Source organism: Halobellus litoreus (genome assembly GCF_024464595.1).
GTDB classification, from domain to species: Archaea; Halobacteriota; Halobacteria; order Halobacteriales; family Haloferacaceae; genus Haloquadratum; species Haloquadratum litoreum.
The window spans coordinates 431785-452629 of record NZ_JANHAW010000002.1 but is presented as its reverse complement, the minus strand read 5'-3'; the positions used below and the strand labels follow the sequence as shown (position 1 = coordinate 452629).

The window sequence follows — 20845 nt, the reverse complement described above, 5'->3', positions numbered from 1 at the left end:
TGTTTTCAGTATCGCCCGACTACTGGGAACGGCGGTAGGGTTATCTGATCGTATCCGTCTCACGCCACGGCATCAGGTGGTCGCCCAGTTTCTCGACCCCCAACGTCAGAAGGGAGCCGATCACCCCGATGACGATGAACCCGGCGAACATATACTCGACGCGGAGGATCTGCCAGGAGTTGAGGATGAAGTATCCCAGCCCCGATTCGCTGGCGATGAACTCGGCTGCGATCGTCACGATGAGTGCCAGGCCCAACCCCAGCCGAAGCCCGGTGAATATCAGCGGCATCGCGCCCGGGAGGACCACTTTGTAGAACTTCTGGAACCCCCTCGCGTGGAAATTCTCCGCCGCTTCGAGCAACACGTCGTCGATTTCGAGCACGCCCGCCATCGTGTTGAGTAGAATGATGAAGAACGAGGTGATGCTGGCCGTGACGATGATACTCCGGTCGCCGAATCCGAAGATGATGATGATAAGCGGTAGTAGCGCGATTTTCGGAATCGGATACAGCATCGACACGAGCGGGTCCATAATCGCTCTGAAGGTCGCGTTCAATCCCATTATGAGACCCAGGACGATTCCGGGAACCGCCGCGAGCAGGAACGCGCCGAGGAGTCGTCGAAGCGTAATGGCCGTATTCTCCACGAGTGTGCCGTTCCGAATCAGTTCGATTAGCGTGCCGAAGATCGAAGACGGTGCCGGAAACCACGCCTCGGGCAGGAATCCGAATTGGACGGTCGCTTCCCAGAGGATCACGAACATCACTGGCGAACCCAGTGAAATCAACTGTTCTTCGGTGAGGGGGAGTCGCGAGAGGATCGACGACCCCCGAGCGTCTACGCTGCTGTCGAGCTGCTCGTCGTCGGTTTCGTGTTCGACGCTCATTGTGATTCTGCCCGCCTGAGTTCCATACTGGCCTGTACTTCGTCTTCGAGGCTGTCCCAGAGTTCCGAATACAGTTCGTTGAAATCGCTCCGGTTCCGGGTCTTGTTGGTCCGGGGGCGGGGGATATCCACTTCGTAGACGTCCTTCAACGTCCCCGGCCGCGACGTCATAAGCCCGATCCGGTCGCTCATCAGAATCGCCTCCTCCAGGCTGTGCGTGATGTAAATGATCGTCTTGTCCTCTTCGTTCCAGATTCGAAGCAGCTCCTCCTGGAGGACGTGTCGCGTCTGGGCGTCGAGGGCACCGAGCGGTTCGTCCATAAGCAGTACCTCCGGGTCGTTCGCGAAGGCACGAGAGATGTTGACGCGCTGTTGCATTCCACCGGATAGCTGGTGTGGATACAGGTCCTCGAACCCCTCGAGGCCGACTTTCCTGAGGTAGTCCCGCGCGGTGGAACTCCGTTCCTGCTTCGGGACCCCCCGCATTTCCAGACCGAACTCGACGTTCTTCTGGACGGTCCGCCACGGAAAAAGCGCGTGTTCTTGGAACACGACCGAGTTCTCCGGACGGCTCCCCTCTCGACTGTTGACCTCGAAGTCCCCGGTCGTCGCGTCGATGAGACGGGCGATGATCCTGAGCAGCGTCGATTTCCCGCACCCGGACGGTCCGACGACGCTAAAAAACTCTCCCCTTGACACCGAAAATGATAGCTCTTTGAGCGCTGTGACGCTCTGATGCTCGCCTCGGTACACCTTTCCGAGACTCTTCGCCGAAATCGCCGTTTCGGTGTCTGGGGCTTGTCTCGTGCTCATACTCGGATGGACGCCCTACGCGGGAACCGCGGTCGTACCTCTTCGATACCGTCTGGGACCCGACACCGGTGGTGGCACCTGTATCGAGGCGAGGGGTCGCCTGACGGGACCACCGCCGATAGATAGCTGTTGACGCACGACATACTGAGTCCCACAACAGTATAATAAATAAAATACGGGGTTACGGATGGTTTACCACGCTTCGTCTGGATTCGCCGAGATCACAAGGTCGTCAGTCGTGTGAGGACGTCGGATATGCTCCGGATTTCAGCCGGTGAACTGCCCGCCGGTACGGTTTCTGGACTCGGTCGAGAGGTTGATCTCGATGTTGTTAGCCGAGCGCATAACGGCCTCGGGGAGTTCGTCTGTGAACAGTTCGTCCTTCCAGCTGTTGGCGGGTCCTGAGATACTGATCGCTCCGACGAGGGTTCCGGAATCGAGCAGTATCGGGGCCGCAAAACCTCGGTTCCCGTACATCGACTCCTGGTCGTTGACAGAGTACCCGCGGTCTCTGATCGCTTGAAGATCTTCGAGAAGTTCCTCGGGGTCCGTGATCGTGTGGGACGTGTACGCGGGGAGGTCTCGTTGCGTCAGGATGGAGTTGACCCGCTCTTCAGGCAGATGAGCGAGGATCGCTTTCCCGGCCGCCGTGCAGTGAATACGGAACCAAGGCCGTTCCTGTTTTTCCGTGTGAAGCTTCTTTCCGACTGCCTCCTCCCCGGAGATCTCGTGGAGCGTGACGATCTGCCCGTCGAACTCCTTCGTCAGATGCGAGACGGCGTCGTACTTGTGGGCGAGCCGATCGGTTTCGTTTTTCCCGGCTTTGTAGAGAGGAGTTTGGCCTTTGATCCGTTTGCTGTACGGGACGAACGCGAGGCCGAGGTTGTACTTTTGTTGCTCCTTCTGAACGAACCCGGCGGTGCGGAGTGTCGAGAGATACGTGTGCACCGTCCCCGGCGTCTGATCGAGGTCCTCGGCGATACGAGTCAGGTGACACGCCCCGTTCTCCTTGAGATAGGCCAGAATCTCGCAGGCCCGGGAAACCGACTGAACCTGTCGGGGACCGGTTTGCTCCGTCATAGGTCGACAGAGCACTCACGTCCTAAAAAGCGTTTGTCAGGCATCCCGGTTCGGATTTCGATCCTCTTCCGGGAGTACCGTCACGACCGGCAGCGAAGCGTTGAGCAGGAACGACTGCGTGCTACTTCCGAACACCGCCTTTCCGACGGGCGTGCGTCGCCGCCCGCCGATCACGAGATACCGCGGTTGGTGCTCTTCGGCCAGATCGAGGACTTCCGTCACCGGTTCTCCCACGCGTCCGACGTGTGTCACAGTCTCGGGGACGTCGTCGAGGGTCTCCTCGGTGACGTCCCGTGCCACTCCTTTGGCGTCACGCTGGGCCTCGTCGACGGAGTACGACGACTCCGACCCTACCGGTCCGTAGCCCGTTTCCCCAGCCGTTGTAAGCCCGAATTCCGTCGCGTTTCGCCCGCTGTTCCGCTCCTCGTAGGTTTCCGGGAGCATCACGTGTGCGACGACGAGTTCGTCGCCGTACTGGGTTGCGATGTCGGCGGCGACGCGCACGACGCCGTCGGGGGCCTGTTCGCCGTCCACCGCTGCGAGAACGGACATACCTTCGGCTTCGGGGACGCAGTACAAAAGAGTGCACCCCCGGAGTCACGGTCAACGAACTCACACCTGCGAGCGCCAGGCGGCGTGCGACCGCACGCGTCGCCAGTCGCAACTGCGACTGTCGTTCGGGTCGACGATTCCGTGATCGCCGGTCGTTGCGGACCTGCGTGATCGACTCGTCGCCCACCTGACGCAAGCATTTATTTATTCAGCCGATCAAATCGGCGTGAGAGACGTTTCCAATGACCTCGTCACTCCAAGAACTCGGATACCCGCTCGGTTTCGAAGTCGAAGACCCGGTTTCGGCCCTAGTGGATCCGCCCTCTGTACGACTCGGACAGGCGCAGCGCACCCTGGTGCGCTCGATATCCGGAATGCAAAAGGAGGCGCTGGTTACCGACTCCGTGTCCGGGAAGACGTGGCGACTCGTCAGCGACGAGGGCGAATATCTAGACGGCGACGACGTCGCACCCGCACCGCTGGCGTTTATGACGACCGGGATGGTGAGTTCCTTCGCCAACGAGCTGTTGGCTCTGGCCGAGGAGCGCGGAATCGACGTCGACGACGTCACGCTGGTTCAGGACAACTACTACACGATGAACGGGTCGGCCCTTCGCGGGACGATGACGGGGGGCGCGTTACCCGTCGAACTCTCCGTCGAAGTCGATTCGGACGCCGAGGAGTCGACGCTCCGGGAACTCGTCGAGACGGCGACCCGGACCTCGCCCGTCAATGGACTGATGACCAGCGTCCTGAACAGCGCGTTCACCCTGCGATTGAACGGCGAGGCCGTCCCGATCGAAGACGGTGACGACCTCGGGGACGAGTCGGTAGAGGACCCCGCGAGCGTTTTCGACGACCTCGTCTACGACGCTGACGCGCAGGACCGACCGATCATCTACCGAACCGGCCGGACGACCGAGCCTCTACCGGACGCCGAAGAGAAGTACACCAGCGGCAGCGGCTCCAGTCTCGAAGCGGATCAAGACCGCGTTCTCCACGTCCGGGGAATGTGTACGCTCGACGACGAGGGCACCAAAACCGTCGAGGTGAAACTGTTCAGTCCCATCGGGACGGTGTTCGAACTCCGTTCGGACGAACCGTCGGGACACGGCGGTCAGGGACGAGCCCCGTCCGCGATGGCGTACGTTGCTGCGGGGCTGGGCTTCTGCTTTATGACCCAGATTGGTCGGTACGCCGACATCGTGAACAAAGCACTCGGCTCCTACCGGATCGTCCAGGACACCCACTTCTCCTTCGGTGCCCGGGAGAACGGGGAGACACCCGGGGAAGCCGAACCCGTCGAAACACACGTGTTTCTCGACGCCGACGAGTCGGCGTCGTCGGCCCGCGAGATCCTGGATATGTCGGAACAGACCTGCTTCCTGCACGCGCTCTGTCGGACGGACCTGGCCGCTCCGGAGGTCGCTGTCGTCAAAACGTAGTTGTGTCGAGGTTCGGTGAGCGCGGCAAGGTTTCAGGGAGCGAGGAATTTTATTTTCTACCACATATAGTTAGAATTTATAATACTAATAAGGGCAAAAAGAAAATAGATTATTCCTTTTTAGATTATGAAGACAATTTTTTAACCGATAAATTAGATAATAATATAAATTTACTCCGTAAAAGTTGTATAATTGGATTTCTAGTTATACTACTATTATTTTATATTCTAATCCTAAATCCGGAATAAGTAGTGAGATTAGGATATTTTGCTGAAGTAACGAAGACGATCGATAGTCGTTGCAGTAGGTTCGCGAGCCGGGGTGTGTAACCGAGCTACACACCCGGAGAATCACTAATATCGGTATCGGTGTACGGCGAAGTGCTATGACCGATTTAGAACTGTACGACCGACGCGACTGTCCGTACTCGAAGCGAGTCCGCGACAAACTCGCCGAACTGGATCTGCCTTACGACGAGACACTGGTTCCGGATAAGCACACCGACCGCGACGAATTGCACGAACTGACCGGGCAACGCGGCGTCCCGGTTCTCTTCGATCCGAAACTGGACGGCGGTTGGCTCTCCGATAGCGACGAAATCGTCTCGCATCTCGAACGGACGTACAGCTAACCGCCAGCCGCCGTACCGACTGCTCCCTCTCGCCGTACCGAGGCGAACTGGCGCGGAACGGGGACCGTGCAATCCTAATGGATCAGACTATGCCCATCGATACGAACCGAGACGAACTGTATGCGCTCCTGCCCGACGAGGCGAAGGAAACGGGATCGTTGGTCGCAGAGGCGGTCCCCGAGACGCTCGTCGAGACCTGCGACGTCTCGCGGGAAGCCCTCACGGACCTCTGCGTCACGTACGTCACGTCGGTATTTCCCGGAGGAGAAGACGGAGAGATAACGGAGTTCGCACGGCGCTGTGCCGAACGTGGCCTCACGTCCGATGGCCTCACAGTCCTACTCGCGGAACTACAGTCAGCCCTCTTAGAGGCTGTCGACAGACGGAAATCACGCCAGGCATCTGGTCGGATACAGCGGATAACCGCACGAGACAGCACCCGGATCGCTGCCGCATTCGCCCGCCAAAGCCGACCCCCGAACGACTCTGGAGTCTCGCAGGAAGCGGCCTCCGAGATCCACACACAGGCGACACGAGTCACCGAGCGATCGACCGAAATCGAATCGCTCACCGAACAGCAGTCGTCGAATATGAACGAACTGAGCCAGGAGGTGGGAGACATCAGCGCGGCCGTCGAGGAGATCGCGGCCTCGACCGACGAGATTAACGACCAGAGCGATCGAGCGGCGTCGCTGGCCGAGGACGGCTATACGAAAGCCCGCGATCTCAGTGACCGAATTGAGGAAATTCACACCCGGACAACCCGCGTGACAGAAGCCATCGAGACGCTATCGGACCACATCGACGACATCGATCGGTTCGTCGAGACGATCAACGACATCGCGGATCAGACGGATGTGCTCGCGATCAACGCCTCCATCGAAGCGGCCCGCGTCGAAGGCGGCGAGGGGTTCGCCGTGGTCGCCGAGGAAGTGAAAACGCTCGCGGAGGATAGCAGAGACGAGGCTGAGCGGATCCGAGGGTTGGTGGAGACGGTAACCGACGCGACCGACCAGGTGGCCGAAGACGTCCAAGGGGTGTCTGAACAGACCGAGGCCGGACGACGAGAGGTATCACAGTCCGTGGATACGTTCGAGCGGATCGAAGACGTGACTGGCCGCCTCTCGATCAGTATGGACGAAATCGCCACCGCGACCGGTCAGCAGGCGCAGAGCACAGAAGAGTTGGCGATGATGACGGACGAAGCGAGCCGGAAGTCCGAGATGATCCTAGAGGAGGCCAATCAGATCAAAGAGCACAACCAGAGCCTCCTGCGGAAGCTCGAAACGACGCTGCCCGAGGGGGAGACCGACCAATAGCCCGGGTCGCCCCCTCACGTCGGAACTGTCGCCGACGGTTCACGCGATCACACCGAGGTTCCGGAGTGCTTCTTCGACGGCCGTCCAGTTCGGTTGCTGGCTCGGATCGTCCGTACTCCAGGCGTACCTGACGGTTCGATCCGAATCGACGACGAACACTGAGCGCTTCGCGATACGGCTGTGGCCCTCGAACTCGTCGTACAGGACGTCGTAGGACTCGGCGACGCTGCCGTCGGTATCGGAGAGCAGGGCGTACCCCAACTGCTCTTGGTTCGAGAACGCGCGGTGGCTGAACGACCCGTCCGACGAGATCCCGAAGGCAGTGACCGATTCGTTGAGATCGAACCACTCGAGGTCGTGGAGGTCGCACAGGTTCTCCGTACACCCGGGATGGAAATCGAAGAGGTATAAGTTGATGAGGGTGGGCCCGTTCCGGAGCGTGTCGCTCAGACGGTAGTCGGTGACCGCCTTCCCCTCGCCCGAGGGGTCCGCTCCCGGCAGCTCGAAGTCGGGAGCCGTGGCTCCGGGCTCGATCATCGGCCCCACCCGAACGGTATCTCGCTGGCAATTCGGCGATCCTTGCTCGCGAAGTCCACTTCTGCTACCATCGACAGGCCCGAGTGTGAGACCGTATAACATAAAATATCGGGTTTCCACGGACAGGACGGCAGTTTAGAGCTTCTCGGGAGTGTGTAACGTCGTTCCACAACCGCGTCGTGATTTAATAGCAGTACCGCGTCTGTCGAGTCGTACGATGGCATCAGTTATCGCCGGGTTGGCAGGGGGTCTCGTTGCAACGATCGTGATGACGGTCGGTATGATGATGATGGGCGACGGTGGCCCGCCGCCGACGGCGGGACTCGTCGCGAAAGTCGCGGGGGGTGAGCCCGAAGATTACGCGATGCCCGGAATGGTGTTGCACCTGATCTACGGCGTCGTCGCCGGCGCTGTCTTCGCGGTCGGCGCTCCCCTGATCGGTCTCGGCTTCGGGTCTATCGGCGTCGCGATCGGCCTCGGCGTCGTCTACGGGATCGTTCTGATGATCGGCGGGATGATGTTCTGGATGCGGACGGTACTGAGAATGGAGCCCGACCGTGATATGATGGTGATGTTCGCGACGGTCCACGTTGTCTACGGCCTGGTCCTCGGCGCATTCCTCGGGACCGGCATCATCGCGTGACGGGGCGCGATCGCCAACCGCGTTTCGCGCGACGACGACAGTTTCATCGAAGACACCCTCGAGTATGACGAATTACATCCGTTATGAATAGGAATCGAATCCCGGTACTCGGCGGAGGCGTATTCATCTTCGGACTGCTGGCCGCGTCGCTCGCAGGCGTCTCGGCCGGGATCGGCGTCCCGTCCGGGGCGCTGCAATCTCTCTCCGTCCCGGCGGGGTTCCCGGTCGACCAGTTTATCGCTCACTGGTGGGTGTTCCCCGCGTCGATCCTCTTTTCGCTCGTCGCGCTCTCCTCGGGCGTCTCCGGGGCGCTGTTTTTCAGTCCGTTCTTTATGTTGGTCGTCGGGCTCTCGCCCTCCCAGGCCATCGGTGCCGGACTACTAACGGAGGTGTTCGGGATGGGGAACGGGCTGCTGAACTACGTCCGACAACGAGTCGTCGACTACGCCACGGCGAAGTGGCTGCTCCTCGGTGCGGTCCCGGCGGTCGTCGCGGGTGCGTTCGCCGCCCACTACCTTCCGACGACGCTGCTAACGCTCGCGTTCGGGGCAGGGCTTCTCGTCCTCGGTGCTTTCCTCGTCTACTACGACCCACCCGACGAGTGCGTGCCCGGCGAGGGCGAAGGCGAGTATCTCAAGCGGAAGAACACCGGTCGCGGGCAGACCACCATCGAAGCGACGGACGGCGAAACGTTCATATACGACACCTGTTGGCGTCCGCCTGGGATCGGCCTGGCGACCGCCGGCGGATTCATCACGGGACTCATAAGCGCCGGCCTCCCCGAGATCACGACCACGCAACTGATCGTCCGGTGTCGGCTCCCGCCGCGCGTCGCCATCGCGACGAGCGTGTTCGTGCTCGGGATCGCTGCTATCGCCGGTGCCGCCGTCCACGCGCTGGCTGCCACCCCCGTCTGGTACGTCGTGGCGTGGTCGATCCCCGGCGTCCTGATCGGTGGGACCGTCGGAACCAGAGTGGGAAAACACGTGCCGAGCGAGATAATGGAACCCGTTTTGGGCGTGGTGTTTGCGGTCGTGGGCGTGATCGTGCTGGGCAGCGAACTGCTCGTTTGAGCCCTCGTTCCCCGACGGCGGTCAGTCCTCGCGGAACGAGTCCCAGAAGACGTCAGGCAGCTCCCTGTCGGGGTTCTCATCGAGGTAATCCTGTTTCGTCACGTTCGCGTCTTCGATGAGGGCGGCCGCCTCGCCGGCCCAGATGTAGAATCCGATCAGCGTCTCGCGTCGCATCCGTTCGAGGTCGACCGAGTGGTACACGTTGATGATCCCGCCTCCCTCGCGGTTCAGTTCGGACCGCTTGAGGAGGCCCAGATCCACGAGTTTATTGAGATAGCGGGTGATCGTGCTGCGGTCGTACCCGAGAGAGTCGGCGACTTCGCTCGCCGAGAGCGGCCCCTCCCCGATGACGCACAGGCAGATATCTAACCCGGCCTTCGGCAGGCCGAACGCCTGCAGTAGCACCTGCTTGACGTCCGGCGGTTTGATACTCATCTCCACGTCGGTCACCCGCTCCATCGGCTTCCCGTGACAGGCCATCGGCGGTTCGTCCCGCCCCAGCGCGAGGACGACGTTGTCGCAGTCTGGGCACTCGTACAGGTTGTACCGACTGGACGCGGGGTCGTACTGCACTTCCTCGGCGTCCTCCGTCGACTGGTTCGCGTCGGTTCCAGACATCAGCGATCCCGTTCCATTTGGATACGAACTACGCGCGGTTCGGATTAAAACCACCCCCATCGTTTTCAGTGGTCGGTCGGAGCGGCGTCGACGACCACCCCGTCACCGAAATCGAGTTCCAGGAACTCCTCGCCGGTGATCGTCACCCTCACTTTCCCCGTGGCGTCCCGTCGCGCCAGTGCGCAGGCAATCAACGCGTTCAGGTGAGCTTCGACCGCTCTCTCGTCAGCCTCGAGATCAGAGGCGAGCGCGCCGACGGTCGTCGTCTCCCGCGCCCGGGCGTCGCTCGTCGCTGCGAGGCGCTCCAGGACAGCTCGCCGTCTCACAGAAGGAACACCCGTTCCTCGTCGTGTTCGGCTGGCCTCGGTCCTCCCGGCCCTGACATCACCGGACGCTCCCGACGACGAGTGCCGGCAACAGCGATCTATCGGGTCGATAGCTGCGCAGGGGTCTGTCTCTGATCACAGCGGTTACTCCTCCACCGTTCGGCTGACGTCGAGCGTGTACGACTCCAGGACGTCGCGTCCGAGAAGGACCGGATACCGCATCTCCGACCGGTCAGTGACGCTGGCCGTGACGGGTCGCCACCGTCCGTTGAGACGCAGGTCGACGTCGACGAGGGCGCGGGTTTCGGAATCCCTTCCGATCCCCGACCGCACTTGCGTGGTCCCGACGAGCGGACCGGCGCCGATCCGGCCCGCGAGGTCGGTGTCGATGCTCGTTCGCCTCGCTCCCGTGTCGGACTTGGCGACCACCGCTTCGGATCCGCCGTGGCCGTTGATACGTATCTGCGTCGTGTATCCGAGGACGTCGTCCGTCCCCCGCTCGGCGAGCGGCGGCTTGCAGTCGGGGACCGAATCGTCGAGCGTCGATTCGAGATCCCGCACCCGTGCGGCGTCGACGCTTCCGCCGGCGCGTTCGATCGCCAACCGGGCGATGTGCGGTGCCATCGAGACGCCGGTCGCATCGAAGAGGCCTTTGAACCCGGCAGTGGCGTTGAGTTCGAGGATGTACCAGTCGTCGTCGACAGACAGCAGGTCGACTCCGGCGAGGTCCAGATCGAGCACGGCCGTCGCCTCCGTGGCGAGCCGTCGGGGTTCCCGGCCGAGCCCATCGGTGACGTCTTCCACGTCGCCGCCGAGCGCGACGTTCGTCCGCCAGTCGTCCTCGGGGGCGTGCCGGCGCATCGCTCCGACGACCGTGTCGCCGACGACGTACACCCGCACGTCCGACGGTCGGTCGTCCGAACAGTCCAGGAACTCCTGGAGGAACGCGCGACGGTTGGCGATCATCGGACTGACCGGATCGCCCGGCGAGACGACAGACATCAGCCGCCCGTTCGTCCCGACTGTGTGCTTGTGGACTGCATCGCCGGGAAGGTGCTCGGGCCACGCCTCGACGGTGCGAGGCGACCGTCCGAAGTAGGCGTCCGGCACCAGGAGCCCCGCGGCAGCGAGTTTCGCCGCGGCTCGGTACTTGTGAATCGTGTTCGCGACCGCCAGCGGCGGGTTCACGACGGGAGTCGTCTCCTCGTACAGCAACGCGAGTTGGAGGTCCTCGAACCGCGACTCGCTTTTCGTGAGCAACATCCGATTGACGAGCACGTCCACGCGGGGTGAGAGCCGAAAGCGCCCGTCGCGGATCTGCGACGTGACGTTCTCGTTCCGGACCCAGACCGGTTCGTGCCCCAATTCTCGGACGGCGTTCAGAATCGCCTTGGTCTCCTTGCTGTTGTGCAGGCTCAGCACGCCGACTCGTCGCGTTTCGGAGACGGTTTCGTCTGGGTCACCAGCCGCCGACTGACGCCGGTTCGTCGCTCCCTCCCGCTCTGTGGAACCAGTAGCGGCGGTCATCGGGAATTCTCTTTCGTGTTGTCGGGACAACGTATTAGCAACTCGGTGAGCGTGCAAAATAGTTACACGCGCATTACTGATTTAATCCGCTCCCAAACCGTTGGGATAGCGATGACCGACACTGAATCCGAGACGTTCACGTACGAGGGTGGACGGGTCGAACCGGGAACAACGGAGGAACTCCGCTATCCGGTGAGCGAGACGTACCTCGGCGATCCGGTTCGGATTCCGGTCACGATAATCAACGGACCGCGCCCCGGTCCCACGGCGTTTCTCTCCGCGGCGATTCACGGTGACGAACTCAACGGTATCGAAGTCGTGCGGGAAGTCGCACAGGAGTGGACTCACAGCGACGTCTGCGGGACCATCGTCTGCCTCCCCGTACTGAACGTGCAGGGGTTCGTGGCACAGGAGCGGTACTTACCGATCTACGAACGGGATCTGAACAGGGCCTTCCCGGGGAAACGAGACAGCACGAGTTCCAACCGCATCGCGTACACGATCTATCACAACTTCATCGAGCCCTGTGATTTCGGCCTCGACTTCCACACCTCGACCCGAGGGCGAACAAATATGTTCCACGTTCGGGCCGATATGACGGACCCGGAGGCCGCCAGACTCGCTCGGGCGTTCGGAACGAATCTCATCATCGCGGGGGAGGGATCCGCCGGGATGCTTCGTCGCGAGGCGACGGACGACGGCATCCCCACTATCACCCTCGAAATGGGCGAAGCCCACCGCTTCGAGCGGGGGCTCATCGACCACGCCCTCGAAGGCGTACGAAGCGTGTTCGCCGAGTACGGTATCTATCAGCAGGAGACCGTCCGCTGGCCGGGGTGGCGCACCGTCGTCGAGGGCTGGGAAGAGAAGACGTGGCTACGGGCCGACGCCGGCGGCATCGTCGAGATGCTCCACGACCGGGGCGACCTGGTTCGAGATGGTGCGACCGTCTGTCGGATCACGAACCCCTTCAAAACGGCGGAGACGACCGTCGAAGCGCCGTTCACGGGACTCCTCGTCGGGGTTCTCGAAAACCCCGTCGTCTACCCCGGAAACCCGCTCTGTCACCTCATCAAAATCGACGAAATGCAGGAGCGGATCATCGAAGAGCGGACCGGCGCTCGCCACGAGTGATCTCTGTGGGGAACCCAGCCGGACGTCGGGCGGGAGGTTGTCGGAATAAAATATTAAAAAAATATACTATACAGATTATTACATCTCTACTAGTATTTTTAATATTTGTACTGCATAGCGTTTAGTACTACTGATAACAAAATTAGTATATACAACTTTATTTTATATTTCTGTCGTGACCAGAGACGTCAGGCGAGGCTGATCGAAGATCGACGACAGCGCGGATCGCTTGTGTAGTCGGGTCGCATAGTCGACGTGGCGTTAACTCGTCGCCCGGAGAGTGAACTCCTAATGAGCGGACGTCCTCCGGTCACGGCTTCCGAACATCCCGCTGCGCTGCGGGAGATGCCTCCGAGCGCGAAGCTGGTCGCGAAGACCCTCGAATACGAGGGCGATCTCACGCAGGCGCAACTCGCCGCGTCGACGTTGTTGCCGACGCGAACAGTTCGGTACGGATTGACACAGCTCGAAGAGAGCGGTCTCGTCACGTCGCGCATTTCGTTCATCGACGCGAGACAGCGAGTGTATTCGCTCGCCGCTGAGACCGGAGACGGCTCGGAACCGCAGTGATCCTGTCCCAAGAGCACCGAGCCAGGCGACCATTCGGAGGCGTCCGGGGCCGGGCGCGGAGTGCCGAGTTCTATCAGCCCGCCCGCCGTAGTGTCGCCGATGACGTTCGATCCCGACGCGGTGACGACAGTCACGTTCGACTCGTACAGCACTCTCGTGGACGTGGACGCGGCCGAACAGGCGCTGGCCGACCGCGTCGAAGACCCCGAGCCGGTCTCGAAGTTGTGGCGGACGCGGTCGATCGAGTACACGTTCGTCGCCAGCCACGTCGACGCCTACCAGCCGTTCTACGAGATGAACCGCGACGCGCTTCAGTACGCGCTCGACGCCCACGACGAGGAGATCTCGGCCGCCCAGCGCGACGAGATTCTGGCCGTCTACCACGAACTCGACGTGTTCGACGACGTCCGCGACGGAATCGGACGGCTCCGCGACGGCGGGTACGACTGCTACGTGGTCTCGAACGGGGACCCCGATATGTTGGCGTCGATGGTCGAACACGCCGACATCGGCGACCTGATCGAAGACACGATCAGCGCCGACGAGGTCCGGACGTTCAAACCCGACAGCGAGATCTACCGGCACGCCGCTGCGCGGACGGGCACGCCGATCGGAGAGATCGCCCACGTCACCGCGGGCTGGTTCGACGTGATGGGTGCGAAACACGCCGGGATGCAGGGCGTCTGGGTCGATCGCAAGGGGACGCCCTGGGAACCGTTCGACGGCGACCCGGACCGCACGGTCGATTCCCTCTACGAACTGGCTGACGCCCTGGGCGTCTGATGGCGGGAGTGAATGCCTGCGAACGCCGGGACCGATCAACGTCCGCCGCCGGCAAGCAGTTCGGGATCGACCTGCCGCCCGACGAGCAGTAGTCCACCGACCAGCATCGCGATCGCGACCGGAACCAGGAACTGAAAGCCCGTGATGACCGTGGCGCTCGCCTGGACGCCGATCACGAGCAGTATCGTGGGGCCGCAGCACGCCGCGCCGGACAACAGCGCCGGAACGCCCGCCAGGACGCCGGTCGAACTCTCCAAGCCGCAGGCCCGCGGCTGAACGACGCCGAGGTACGAGAGCGCGAAGTTCGCCCCCACGAGCGTCGACAGGACGACCGTAACCAGGAGATTGAGCGGCGAGAACAAGTACGTGAGCGGCCCGGCCGACACGACGGCGACGGCGTCGAACCGGAAGAATCCGAGGCTGACGAACGCCCGCGAGAGGTCGTCGACGGTCCGAACCGAGAGGTCACCCGCCCCGCCGCTCGCGACCGACAGATCGCCGACCGTGACGAGATACAGGAGGAGGTAGGCGCCGCCGGCCCCGAGGAAGACCGCCCGGGAGTCCCACCGCTCCGCTGCGGCTTCCAGGGCGGCGGCCGTCCGGGCGAGCGCGCCGGCCTCGTCCGTCTCCCTGCGGAATCGATCGGTTTCAGGCATACAGTGTCGTCTCCGGGTAAAACCCGCTCCAGGCGAACCACATCGCGTCGAACGCGAGGACACGGTCCAGGGGGAGCGCGTCCGGATCGTGGGTGTCGCCGGCGCTGTCGACGACCCGACCGCCGCGGTACTCGAACGCCTCCTCGTCGGGGTTCCGGAAGACGTACCCCGTGTCGAGTGTCGGTTCGTAGGCCGCGACGACCGGCGTGCCCCCGAGTTCGCCCCGGAGGAGTTTCGCCTCCCTGAGCCGGTCCTTCCCGAAGGCGACCGCTCCGTCGGGCGCTCGGGCTCCGATCACGACTCGCTTCGGCTCCAGGCGGTCGTCCTCCGAGAGCGCGGGGAACATCGGTCGCGCGTTCGGCGCGTAGTAGCCAGCCCGCGGGTTGTACGACCCGTACGGGTCTCGACTGTAGTTCTTCGCGAAGCCGGTGTCACGCGAGAGGACTCGGGTGTCTGGGTACGCGTTCGTCCACCGCTCCCACGTCGTCCAGACGACCCGGAACTCGCGGAGCGACCGGATCTCCGGCTCCTCGTTCCACGGTCCCGGAATCGCGGTGGAGAGCACCTGCGGCCACCACGTCTCCGTGCCGCGATCGTACATAATCAGGTTGTTGTTCACCAGCCGTCCCGAGACGCCAAAGGTGGTCTCGCCGCGTTCGAACCCCATCGCCGTGCCCGTCAGGGGACAGTAGGTGACGCTCACGGGCGTCCCGTCGACGACGTCGTTACAGATCTCGTGGGCGACCAGTATCGATTGGGGGTACGCTTTCCGCTCGGCCCCCGTCGCGACCCCGAACACCGGGTCGCCGGGGTCGAGGTTCGCCGACGCCGACTCGACCGAGACGAACTTCGGCTCCTCGATCGCCGGGATGCCGTCCTTCGGCGGGCCGCCGGACACCGCCTCGTCTCGGAGCGCCGAGGGCTCCATCGGGAGGGGGAGTCGGTCGTCCCGCGTCGGCGGGCCCGATCTCCCCGCGCTCGATCCCTCGGACGGCTCCGTCTCGTCCTCGGACGACCCGGTCGGCGATCGCTCGTCGGCATCGGTCGAGCCGCCGGAGCGTCTTCCGCCCAGGCAACCGGCGAGCGATGCGACTCCGACGCCGGCGAGAACGGCTCGACGAGTAACGAGTCGCGTCATTACCCTCGTATTCGTCGTAGAACGGCAAAAGCGCTCCCTAACCCGGAGGTAACCCAGGCGGGTCGGAAACCCGCGGGCGTCACGGACGCTCGGTCACGTCGAGGGTTCCGATGCCCCAGTATGTGACGCCCAGTGTCGTCCCCCAGAGCGCGTGTCCGACGAATCCGTTCAGCGAGAGGTTCGGAACCGTCGTCGGGACGCCGAGCAGCGACAGCCAGACCGGCATCACGATGCCCGCCGCCCCGAACCAGAGGACGGTTCCCCACGCCAGTCCCAGCAGCCCGGAGCGAAGCGGTCCCGCTGCGAACCGGTCGATTCGGGGCGCCGCGTTGATGGCGGCGAATACGAGCCCGAAAACCGCGCTGTGGAACAGATGCGTTATCCACCCGACGAGCGGACTCCCGAGGCCGTACAGCGAGCCGATGACCGGGAGCACTCCCGTCGATAGGTGAACGAAGACCCCCATTCCGAGGCCGCCGAGGACCCCGCCGACGATCGCCTGCGTGAGATTCGGAAAGGAGAGGCCCACCGTCTCGACGGTCACCTCGCGCTGCCCGCTCCGCGGGAGCAGCACCGTGATTTCGGTTCCGGTGTGGGCGTCGGTTCCAGTCTCGGTGTCGGTGCCGGTTCCAGTCTCGGTGTCTCCCCCGGTACCGGCATCACGCTCCGGTCTCTCCCGAACGCGGATCGTCCCGCCGAACTGAACCACGAACAGACGGGCGACCTGATGTCCGAAACCCGTGGCGGGATCGTCGTACTCGGGGAACTCACCGTCTTCCAGCAGCGTTCGTTGGCCCTCGGGAAGCCTAGGACCGTCGTCCGCGATCGACAACCGGACCGTGTGGGGCGTGCTGCTCAGTTCGACGGCCACGTCGTCCCCGCCGTGAACGATCGCGTTTTCGAGCAGTTCGCGCACGACGAGCGCGAGGCGGTCGTCGGCGTCGATGGCTGCGTCGCCGCCGCGAACGGCGAGGGCGACGTCGGCGCCGAACTCCGCTTCGAGCTCGTCGACCACGTCGCGGACCACCTCCTCGAAGTCGATTCGCTTCGATGGGGTCCCCTCTCTCGCTATCGTACCGACGTCCCGGATCGTCGATTTGATCCGCATCACCGCCCGCTGGATCGCGCCCAGCGATTCGGACCGACCGTCGCTACTCGCGTCCAGGAGGTCGGCGTGGCCGTCGATGATCGTGATCGCGTTGAGGACCTCGTGCTTGAGCAGCCGGTTTACGAGCAGCGCCCGGTTTGCCGACCGGCGAATCTCCTGTCGCTGCCGGACCGTCCGCCCCGAGCGAATGCCGGTCAGCGTTCCGCCGATGGCCCCACCCAGGAGGACGTTGCCCACGAGCAACGGCGACTGGTACATAAATCCGACCCCGCCACTGCGGACGAACTGATCCGCGGCCGTCACCCCGAAGACGACCACCATCCCGCCGACGCCGAGCACGTGCCAGCGGGCGACCGTGTCCGCGTACTCGGCCGAGAACGGCCCGATGGCGAGCGTGACGCCGTAGACAGTCAGCGCGAGTCCCGCCACGAGCGGGACCATACCGGCCAGCAGGAACGGCACCGCGGTCTCGATCCGTACCGCCTCGGCGACGAACAGGCGCGTGATTCCGAACCCGGAGAGCGCTACCACGAGGCCGCCGTACTGTACGCGCTGAGAGACTCTCACTCTGGGAGACGTCTCCGAGCGTACGTATAACTCTACTCCGGTATTTCGATCCGACCACCCGGGCGCAGTATCACGTTCATCGGATCGGCCGACCTCAGGGCCGGTGACGACACCGACGGATCCGGGAGGAGCGACCCCGTCGACGAGCGCCCGAATCGAGACTGGCCGAGCGCGCCGAGGAACACCCGCCGGCCGGTCGAACGCCCGCGGAACTCCTTCGCGGCAGACACGATCCACACAGCGGTTTACTGGCTGCGGTTCGAACCACCAGTATGGCAACGGAACGGTTTCACACGCCCGCCGACGTCGGCGTCCCAGCGGTGTCCGCGGAGACCATGCGACGCGTCGACCGCGTCGCCGTCGACGAAGTCGGGATCGAACTCCGCCAGATGATGGAGAACGCGGGTCGAACGCTCGCCGCGCACGTTTTCGAGGTCGACAGTGACTCGGCGCTCGTGGTCGCCGGCAACGGCGGCAACGGTGGCGGCGGGTTGGCCTGTGCTCGCCACCTCGCGAACCACGACGTCGACGTCTCGCTCGTCCTCGATCGCGAACCCGAGGAGTTGACCGGGGCCGCAGCCCACCAGTACCGTATTCTCGAGCGAATGGGTATCACGGCCGGCGTGGGTTCCGGTGCCGTCTCCGGGGCCGAATCGGTCAGCGTCGTCGTCGACGCCCTCATCGGATACGGACTCACGGGGCGAGTCCGCGACCCGGCGGCGGCGCTGATTCGGGCGGTGAACGGGCGCGGCGCTCCGGTGGTCTCACTCGACGTGCCCTCCGGTATCGACGCGACGACCGGGGACAAGCTGGGCGTCGCGGTCGATCCGTCCCGCACGGTCACGCTGGCGCTGCCGAAAACCGGTCTCAGAGGCCGGAGCGAACCGCTCTTTCTCGCGGACATCGGGATCCCGCGAACGGTGTATCGGCGGCTCGACATCGAGTACGTCAACCCCTTCGGACGTGCGTGGTGGGTGAAACTGGCTTCCTGATCCGAACCGCCCCGTTCGCCGACGACACGCGACCCGGCCTCATCCTTCGGACGCGTCCGCACCGCCCCGGAGCGCGCTCACTCTTCGGACGGTTCTGTCAGGTGTTCGAGCCCCCAGTCCCGCATCGCGTAGATCACCGGTTCGAGCGAGCGTCCGTGATCGGTGAGCGAATACTGGACCCGAACCGGCTTCTCGCTGATGATCTCCCTGTCGACGAGCTGTTTCTCGCCGAGGTCGTCGAGGCTGTCCGAGAGGACCTTACTCGAGATGCCGTCGACGTTCGTCTTGAGTTCGTTGAACCCGCTGGGGCCGTACTCCAAGAGCCGGTGGATGATCACCGGGTGCCACTTCTTTCCGATGAGCGACGAGGTCGTCGTCACCGGACACCACTCCTCGCCCGCACACCACACCTCGAGTTTCACGTCGGCGTCGGACGTTTCATCGCGTTTCGACATGCGAGGGTATGGGAACCGAGATCACGTAATAGTTACGTATCGTAATCCGGTTACTAGTAGTGATCGGAATCGAACACGGCTCGAACGCCGCTGTTCGGTCTGGGTTTTGAACGGTTATCGCTGTAAGTAGTTCGCCGCGGTTGACTCACGCGTCGCTGACGGATCTCTGGCGACGTCTCGGCGACCGGTTCGGCAAAGAAATCGACGTCACTATCGAGATGATGCAACGACGACCTCGCCGTCAGTGGCGGACGCTCGCAACAGGACGTCCTCGGTCAACGGGAGGTCCCCGTACGCGACGCCGCTCCCCGACCGCGGCGCGTCGTAGACGCCGGCGTTCCACTCCGGATGGAGGTACGCGACGCCCGCGTCGGGGAACTCGACGGCGACGATGGTCCAGTTCTTCGGGGGCGGGTCGATCTGCGAACGCACCGGCGCACCGGTATCGAGTTTCTCCGCGGTGTCGAGCGTGACCTTCGAGAGTTCCGTCACCGCGTCCTGCGGTGGTTTTTCCGCGACCCACACCCGTGCGGAGACCTCCCCGTCGGCCTCTCGGGTCTCGACCTGCGCGTTCCCGGCACCGCTGAATTTGACTCCGGTCACGGTGGGGCCGCCCGGAACGCACGTGACCGTGTGCACGCGGTCGACCGACACGCTCACTCCCCCGCCGCTCCCGTCGGCGTCGAACAGGAGCGTGACATCCTCCTCGACAGGACAGCCGAGGGTCACGTCGACAGCGCTCGCTGCGCCTTCATCGAGACGGTCGGGAGCGTCGACGGTCCGGATCGCCGCTTCGGTGTCCGCCGGATCCACCATCGAGACGTTGACGCGGAACTCCCCGAGGTCCTCGGCGAACTGGTTGCGGTACTCGACGACGGCGGTGGGCTCTCCGCCCTGGACGTCGTCCGCAACCGGCTCGTACCCGAGGTACGCGGTCTCGTCGTCGGTCACGTTGACCGCGAGGCCGCGGTCGGCGCTCATCGCCGAAAACCCGGCAGTGCCGAACGCGAGTCCGGCGACCGCCGCGAGCGCGAGCACGAGGCACAGCGTCCGGAGCACGCTCGAACGTCGCGTCGACGATCCTCGGGTGAGCCGTCTCATACCTGTTCGAGTTCCGGCGGTCGTTCGGACGTTCCGAGCCGTGTCCGCTGGCCGACGACGTACTGGACGAGCGACGACATTCCGAAGGCGGTGACGGTGAAGGCCCCGACGTCGATCGGACTGAGCGCTCCGAGCCCCGGGGTCCCCGCCGCCACCGCGAGCAGGAGGGCCGTCGTGACGCCCGCGAGTCCGACGTAGTAGAGGCTCCACGGGATCTCCTGGCTCTGCAGCACCTCGACGTAGATGTCCAGGTCCTCCAGTTTCGGCGTCGGTCGGACGACGTTCTCCTCCTCGTCGACTCTCACCAGGTTCTTCTCCTCCATCTTCGGGAGGTGCGTGCGCTGCAGCGTGCTGTAGACGTTCCGGCGGTCCTCGTAGCGGACCTCGCCCGGATCGATGTCGACCTCCCACGCAGTGACGCGCTTGGAGAGATCCGATAACTCGATCGGTTCTTGCGCTCGTTTGAGTGCGTGCACGACGTAGCGCCGCCGTCGGTTCGACAGCACCTCGAAGACCTCGTCCTCCGACAGGGCGCCTCCACTCACGGTCGACTGTTCGCCTGTGGCCATTGTAGATGACATTCCTGTGATCCTCCCGTTGTTCGCCGGTGGGTCCCCACCCCCGGCCGGCACGTTCGATTCGGTATGTGTGACGAGTTGCCATAAAGCGGTTGGATAGTTTACCAGTCTGGTTAATTTTTCTGATATGAATAGTGGTCTTCTACCAGTCGCGAAGGGGTATGCTGAAGATCCGCCGAGATCGCTACTCTTGTCTCCAGATCGCTCTATCCACCGAAGCAACACCCTGAAGACCTATAGGCGGCGACTATAACGTTTTCAGGGCCATCCTGATACCGGCAACGAGGCAACCCTTCGGTGCATCGAGGCGTGCC

23 protein-coding genes are annotated in these 20845 nt (G+C 63.3%); 9 read left to right on the top strand and 14 right to left on the bottom strand.

The genetic code is table 11. The features are described 5' to 3' along the window. Window positions 1-40: 40 nt before the first annotated feature. From NO360_RS09765 to NO360_RS09750, 4 genes are all read right to left on the bottom strand, one after another. Window positions 41-886, bottom strand: coding sequence for an ABC transporter permease (locus NO360_RS09765; protein ID WP_256307618.1), 846 nt, complete (start codon window positions 884-886; stop codon window positions 41-43). Further along, complete coding sequence (locus NO360_RS09760) at window positions 883-1698, bottom strand: ABC transporter ATP-binding protein (protein WP_256307617.1); 816 nt, start codon at window positions 1696-1698, stop codon at window positions 883-885. The genes NO360_RS09765 and NO360_RS09760 overlap by 4 nt, the downstream gene beginning before the upstream one ends. Window positions 1699-1965: 267 nt before the next feature. Beyond that, window positions 1966-2778 (bottom strand): IclR family transcriptional regulator, encoded by an 813-nt coding sequence (locus NO360_RS09755; protein ID WP_256307616.1) that lies wholly within the window; start codon window positions 2776-2778, stop codon window positions 1966-1968. A gap of 36 nt (window positions 2779-2814) precedes the next feature. Continuing rightward, entirely contained in the window at window positions 2815-3330 is a 516-nt protein-coding gene (locus NO360_RS09750; protein WP_256307615.1) for a universal stress protein, read from the bottom strand. A 242-nt stretch (window positions 3331-3572) separates the two neighbouring features. Between NO360_RS09750 and NO360_RS09745 the strand changes: the two genes are divergently transcribed. The 3 genes from NO360_RS09745 to NO360_RS09735 all read left to right on the top strand — a co-directional run bounded on the left by NO360_RS09745 (window position 3573) and on the right by NO360_RS09735 (window position 6725). Beyond that, window positions 3573-4775, top strand: a complete 1203-nt coding sequence (locus NO360_RS09745) for an OsmC family protein (RefSeq protein WP_256307614.1) — start codon at window positions 3573-3575, stop codon at window positions 4773-4775. A 385-nt stretch (window positions 4776-5160) separates the two neighbouring features. Beyond that, window positions 5161-5406, top strand: coding sequence for a glutathione S-transferase N-terminal domain-containing protein (locus NO360_RS09740; protein WP_256307613.1), 246 nt, complete (start codon window positions 5161-5163; stop codon window positions 5404-5406). A 77-nt stretch (window positions 5407-5483) separates the two neighbouring features. After that, complete coding sequence (locus NO360_RS09735; RefSeq protein ID WP_256307612.1) at window positions 5484-6725, top strand: methyl-accepting chemotaxis protein; 1242 nt, start codon at window positions 5484-5486, stop codon at window positions 6723-6725. A gap of 39 nt (window positions 6726-6764) precedes the next feature. Here the strand turns inward: NO360_RS09735 and NO360_RS09730 are convergent, their stop codons facing one another. Then, on the bottom strand, window positions 6765-7262 hold the full coding sequence (locus NO360_RS09730) for a redoxin domain-containing protein (RefSeq protein ID WP_256307611.1): 498 nt from the start codon (window positions 7260-7262) through the stop codon (window positions 6765-6767). A gap of 217 nt (window positions 7263-7479) precedes the next feature. On the opposite strand from NO360_RS09730, the gene NO360_RS09725 reads away from it, so the two are divergent. Beyond that, window positions 7480-7905: a hypothetical protein gene (locus tag NO360_RS09725; protein WP_256307610.1), complete on the top strand. Its 426-nt coding sequence runs from the start codon at window positions 7480-7482 to the stop codon at window positions 7903-7905. Window positions 7906-7988: 83 nt separating this feature from the next. Then, window positions 7989-8978, top strand: coding sequence for a sulfite exporter TauE/SafE family protein (locus NO360_RS09720; RefSeq protein WP_256307609.1), 990 nt, complete (start codon window positions 7989-7991; stop codon window positions 8976-8978). Between the two features lie 21 nt (window positions 8979-8999). Here the strand turns inward: NO360_RS09720 and NO360_RS09715 are convergent, their stop codons facing one another. From NO360_RS09715 to NO360_RS09705, 3 genes are all read right to left on the bottom strand, one after another. Further along, window positions 9000-9596, bottom strand: a complete 597-nt coding sequence (locus NO360_RS09715; protein ID WP_256307608.1) for a helix-turn-helix domain-containing protein — start codon at window positions 9594-9596, stop codon at window positions 9000-9002. 65 nt (window positions 9597-9661) lie between these two features. Further along, the gene (locus tag NO360_RS09710) at window positions 9662-9922 is read right to left on the bottom strand and encodes a hypothetical protein (RefSeq protein WP_256307607.1); all 261 of its coding nucleotides are present in this window, start codon (window positions 9920-9922) and stop codon (window positions 9662-9664) included. 144 nt (window positions 9923-10066) lie between these two features. Then, window positions 10067-11449 (bottom strand): RimK family alpha-L-glutamate ligase, encoded by a 1383-nt coding sequence (locus tag NO360_RS09705; protein WP_256307606.1) that lies wholly within the window; start codon window positions 11447-11449, stop codon window positions 10067-10069. 111 nt (window positions 11450-11560) lie between these two features. On the opposite strand from NO360_RS09705, the gene NO360_RS09700 reads away from it, so the two are divergent. The 3 genes from NO360_RS09700 (at window position 11561) to NO360_RS09690 (ending at window position 13936) form a co-directional block, all read left to right on the top strand. Continuing rightward, window positions 11561-12583, top strand: a complete 1023-nt coding sequence (locus tag NO360_RS09700; protein WP_256307605.1) for a succinylglutamate desuccinylase/aspartoacylase family protein — start codon at window positions 11561-11563, stop codon at window positions 12581-12583. Window positions 12584-12874: 291 nt separating this feature from the next. Next, window positions 12875-13153: a helix-turn-helix domain-containing protein gene (locus tag NO360_RS09695; RefSeq protein ID WP_256307604.1), complete on the top strand. Its 279-nt coding sequence runs from the start codon at window positions 12875-12877 to the stop codon at window positions 13151-13153. A 99-nt stretch (window positions 13154-13252) separates the two neighbouring features. Continuing rightward, the gene (locus tag NO360_RS09690) at window positions 13253-13936 is read left to right on the top strand and encodes a haloacid dehalogenase type II (RefSeq protein WP_256307603.1); all 684 of its coding nucleotides are present in this window, start codon (window positions 13253-13255) and stop codon (window positions 13934-13936) included. A 35-nt stretch (window positions 13937-13971) separates the two neighbouring features. Here the strand turns inward: NO360_RS09690 and NO360_RS09685 are convergent, their stop codons facing one another. From NO360_RS09685 to NO360_RS09675, 3 genes are all read right to left on the bottom strand, one after another. Continuing rightward, window positions 13972-14592 (bottom strand): hypothetical protein, encoded by a 621-nt coding sequence (locus NO360_RS09685; protein WP_256307602.1) that lies wholly within the window; start codon window positions 14590-14592, stop codon window positions 13972-13974. Further along, a complete protein-coding gene (locus tag NO360_RS09680; RefSeq protein WP_256307601.1) occupies window positions 14585-15730 on the bottom strand; it encodes a DUF3179 domain-containing protein in 1146 nt (381 codons plus the stop codon). Before NO360_RS09680 ends, NO360_RS09685 begins: the two co-directional genes overlap by 8 nt. 79 nt (window positions 15731-15809) lie before the next feature. Continuing rightward, on the bottom strand, window positions 15810-17405 hold the full coding sequence (locus NO360_RS09675) for an ATP-binding protein (RefSeq protein ID WP_256307600.1): 1596 nt from the start codon (window positions 17403-17405) through the stop codon (window positions 15810-15812). Window positions 17406-17677: 272 nt separating this feature from the next. On the opposite strand from NO360_RS09675, the gene NO360_RS09670 reads away from it, so the two are divergent. Further along, on the top strand, window positions 17678-18397 hold the full coding sequence (locus tag NO360_RS09670) for an NAD(P)H-hydrate epimerase (protein WP_256307599.1): 720 nt from the start codon (window positions 17678-17680) through the stop codon (window positions 18395-18397). 77 nt (window positions 18398-18474) lie between these two features. Here NO360_RS09670 and NO360_RS09665 read toward each other — a convergent pair whose 3' ends face one another. The 3 genes from NO360_RS09665 to NO360_RS09655 form a co-directional block, all read right to left on the bottom strand. Beyond that, window positions 18475-18852: a winged helix-turn-helix transcriptional regulator gene (locus tag NO360_RS09665; protein ID WP_256307598.1), complete on the bottom strand. Its 378-nt coding sequence runs from the start codon at window positions 18850-18852 to the stop codon at window positions 18475-18477. A gap of 210 nt (window positions 18853-19062) precedes the next feature. Further along, window positions 19063-19953 (bottom strand): hypothetical protein, encoded by an 891-nt coding sequence (locus NO360_RS09660; protein WP_256307597.1) that lies wholly within the window; start codon window positions 19951-19953, stop codon window positions 19063-19065. Further along, on the bottom strand, window positions 19950-20534 hold the full coding sequence (locus tag NO360_RS09655) for a DUF7344 domain-containing protein (RefSeq protein ID WP_256307596.1): 585 nt from the start codon (window positions 20532-20534) through the stop codon (window positions 19950-19952). Before NO360_RS09655 ends, NO360_RS09660 begins: the two co-directional genes overlap by 4 nt. Window positions 20535-20845 lie beyond the last annotated feature (311 nt).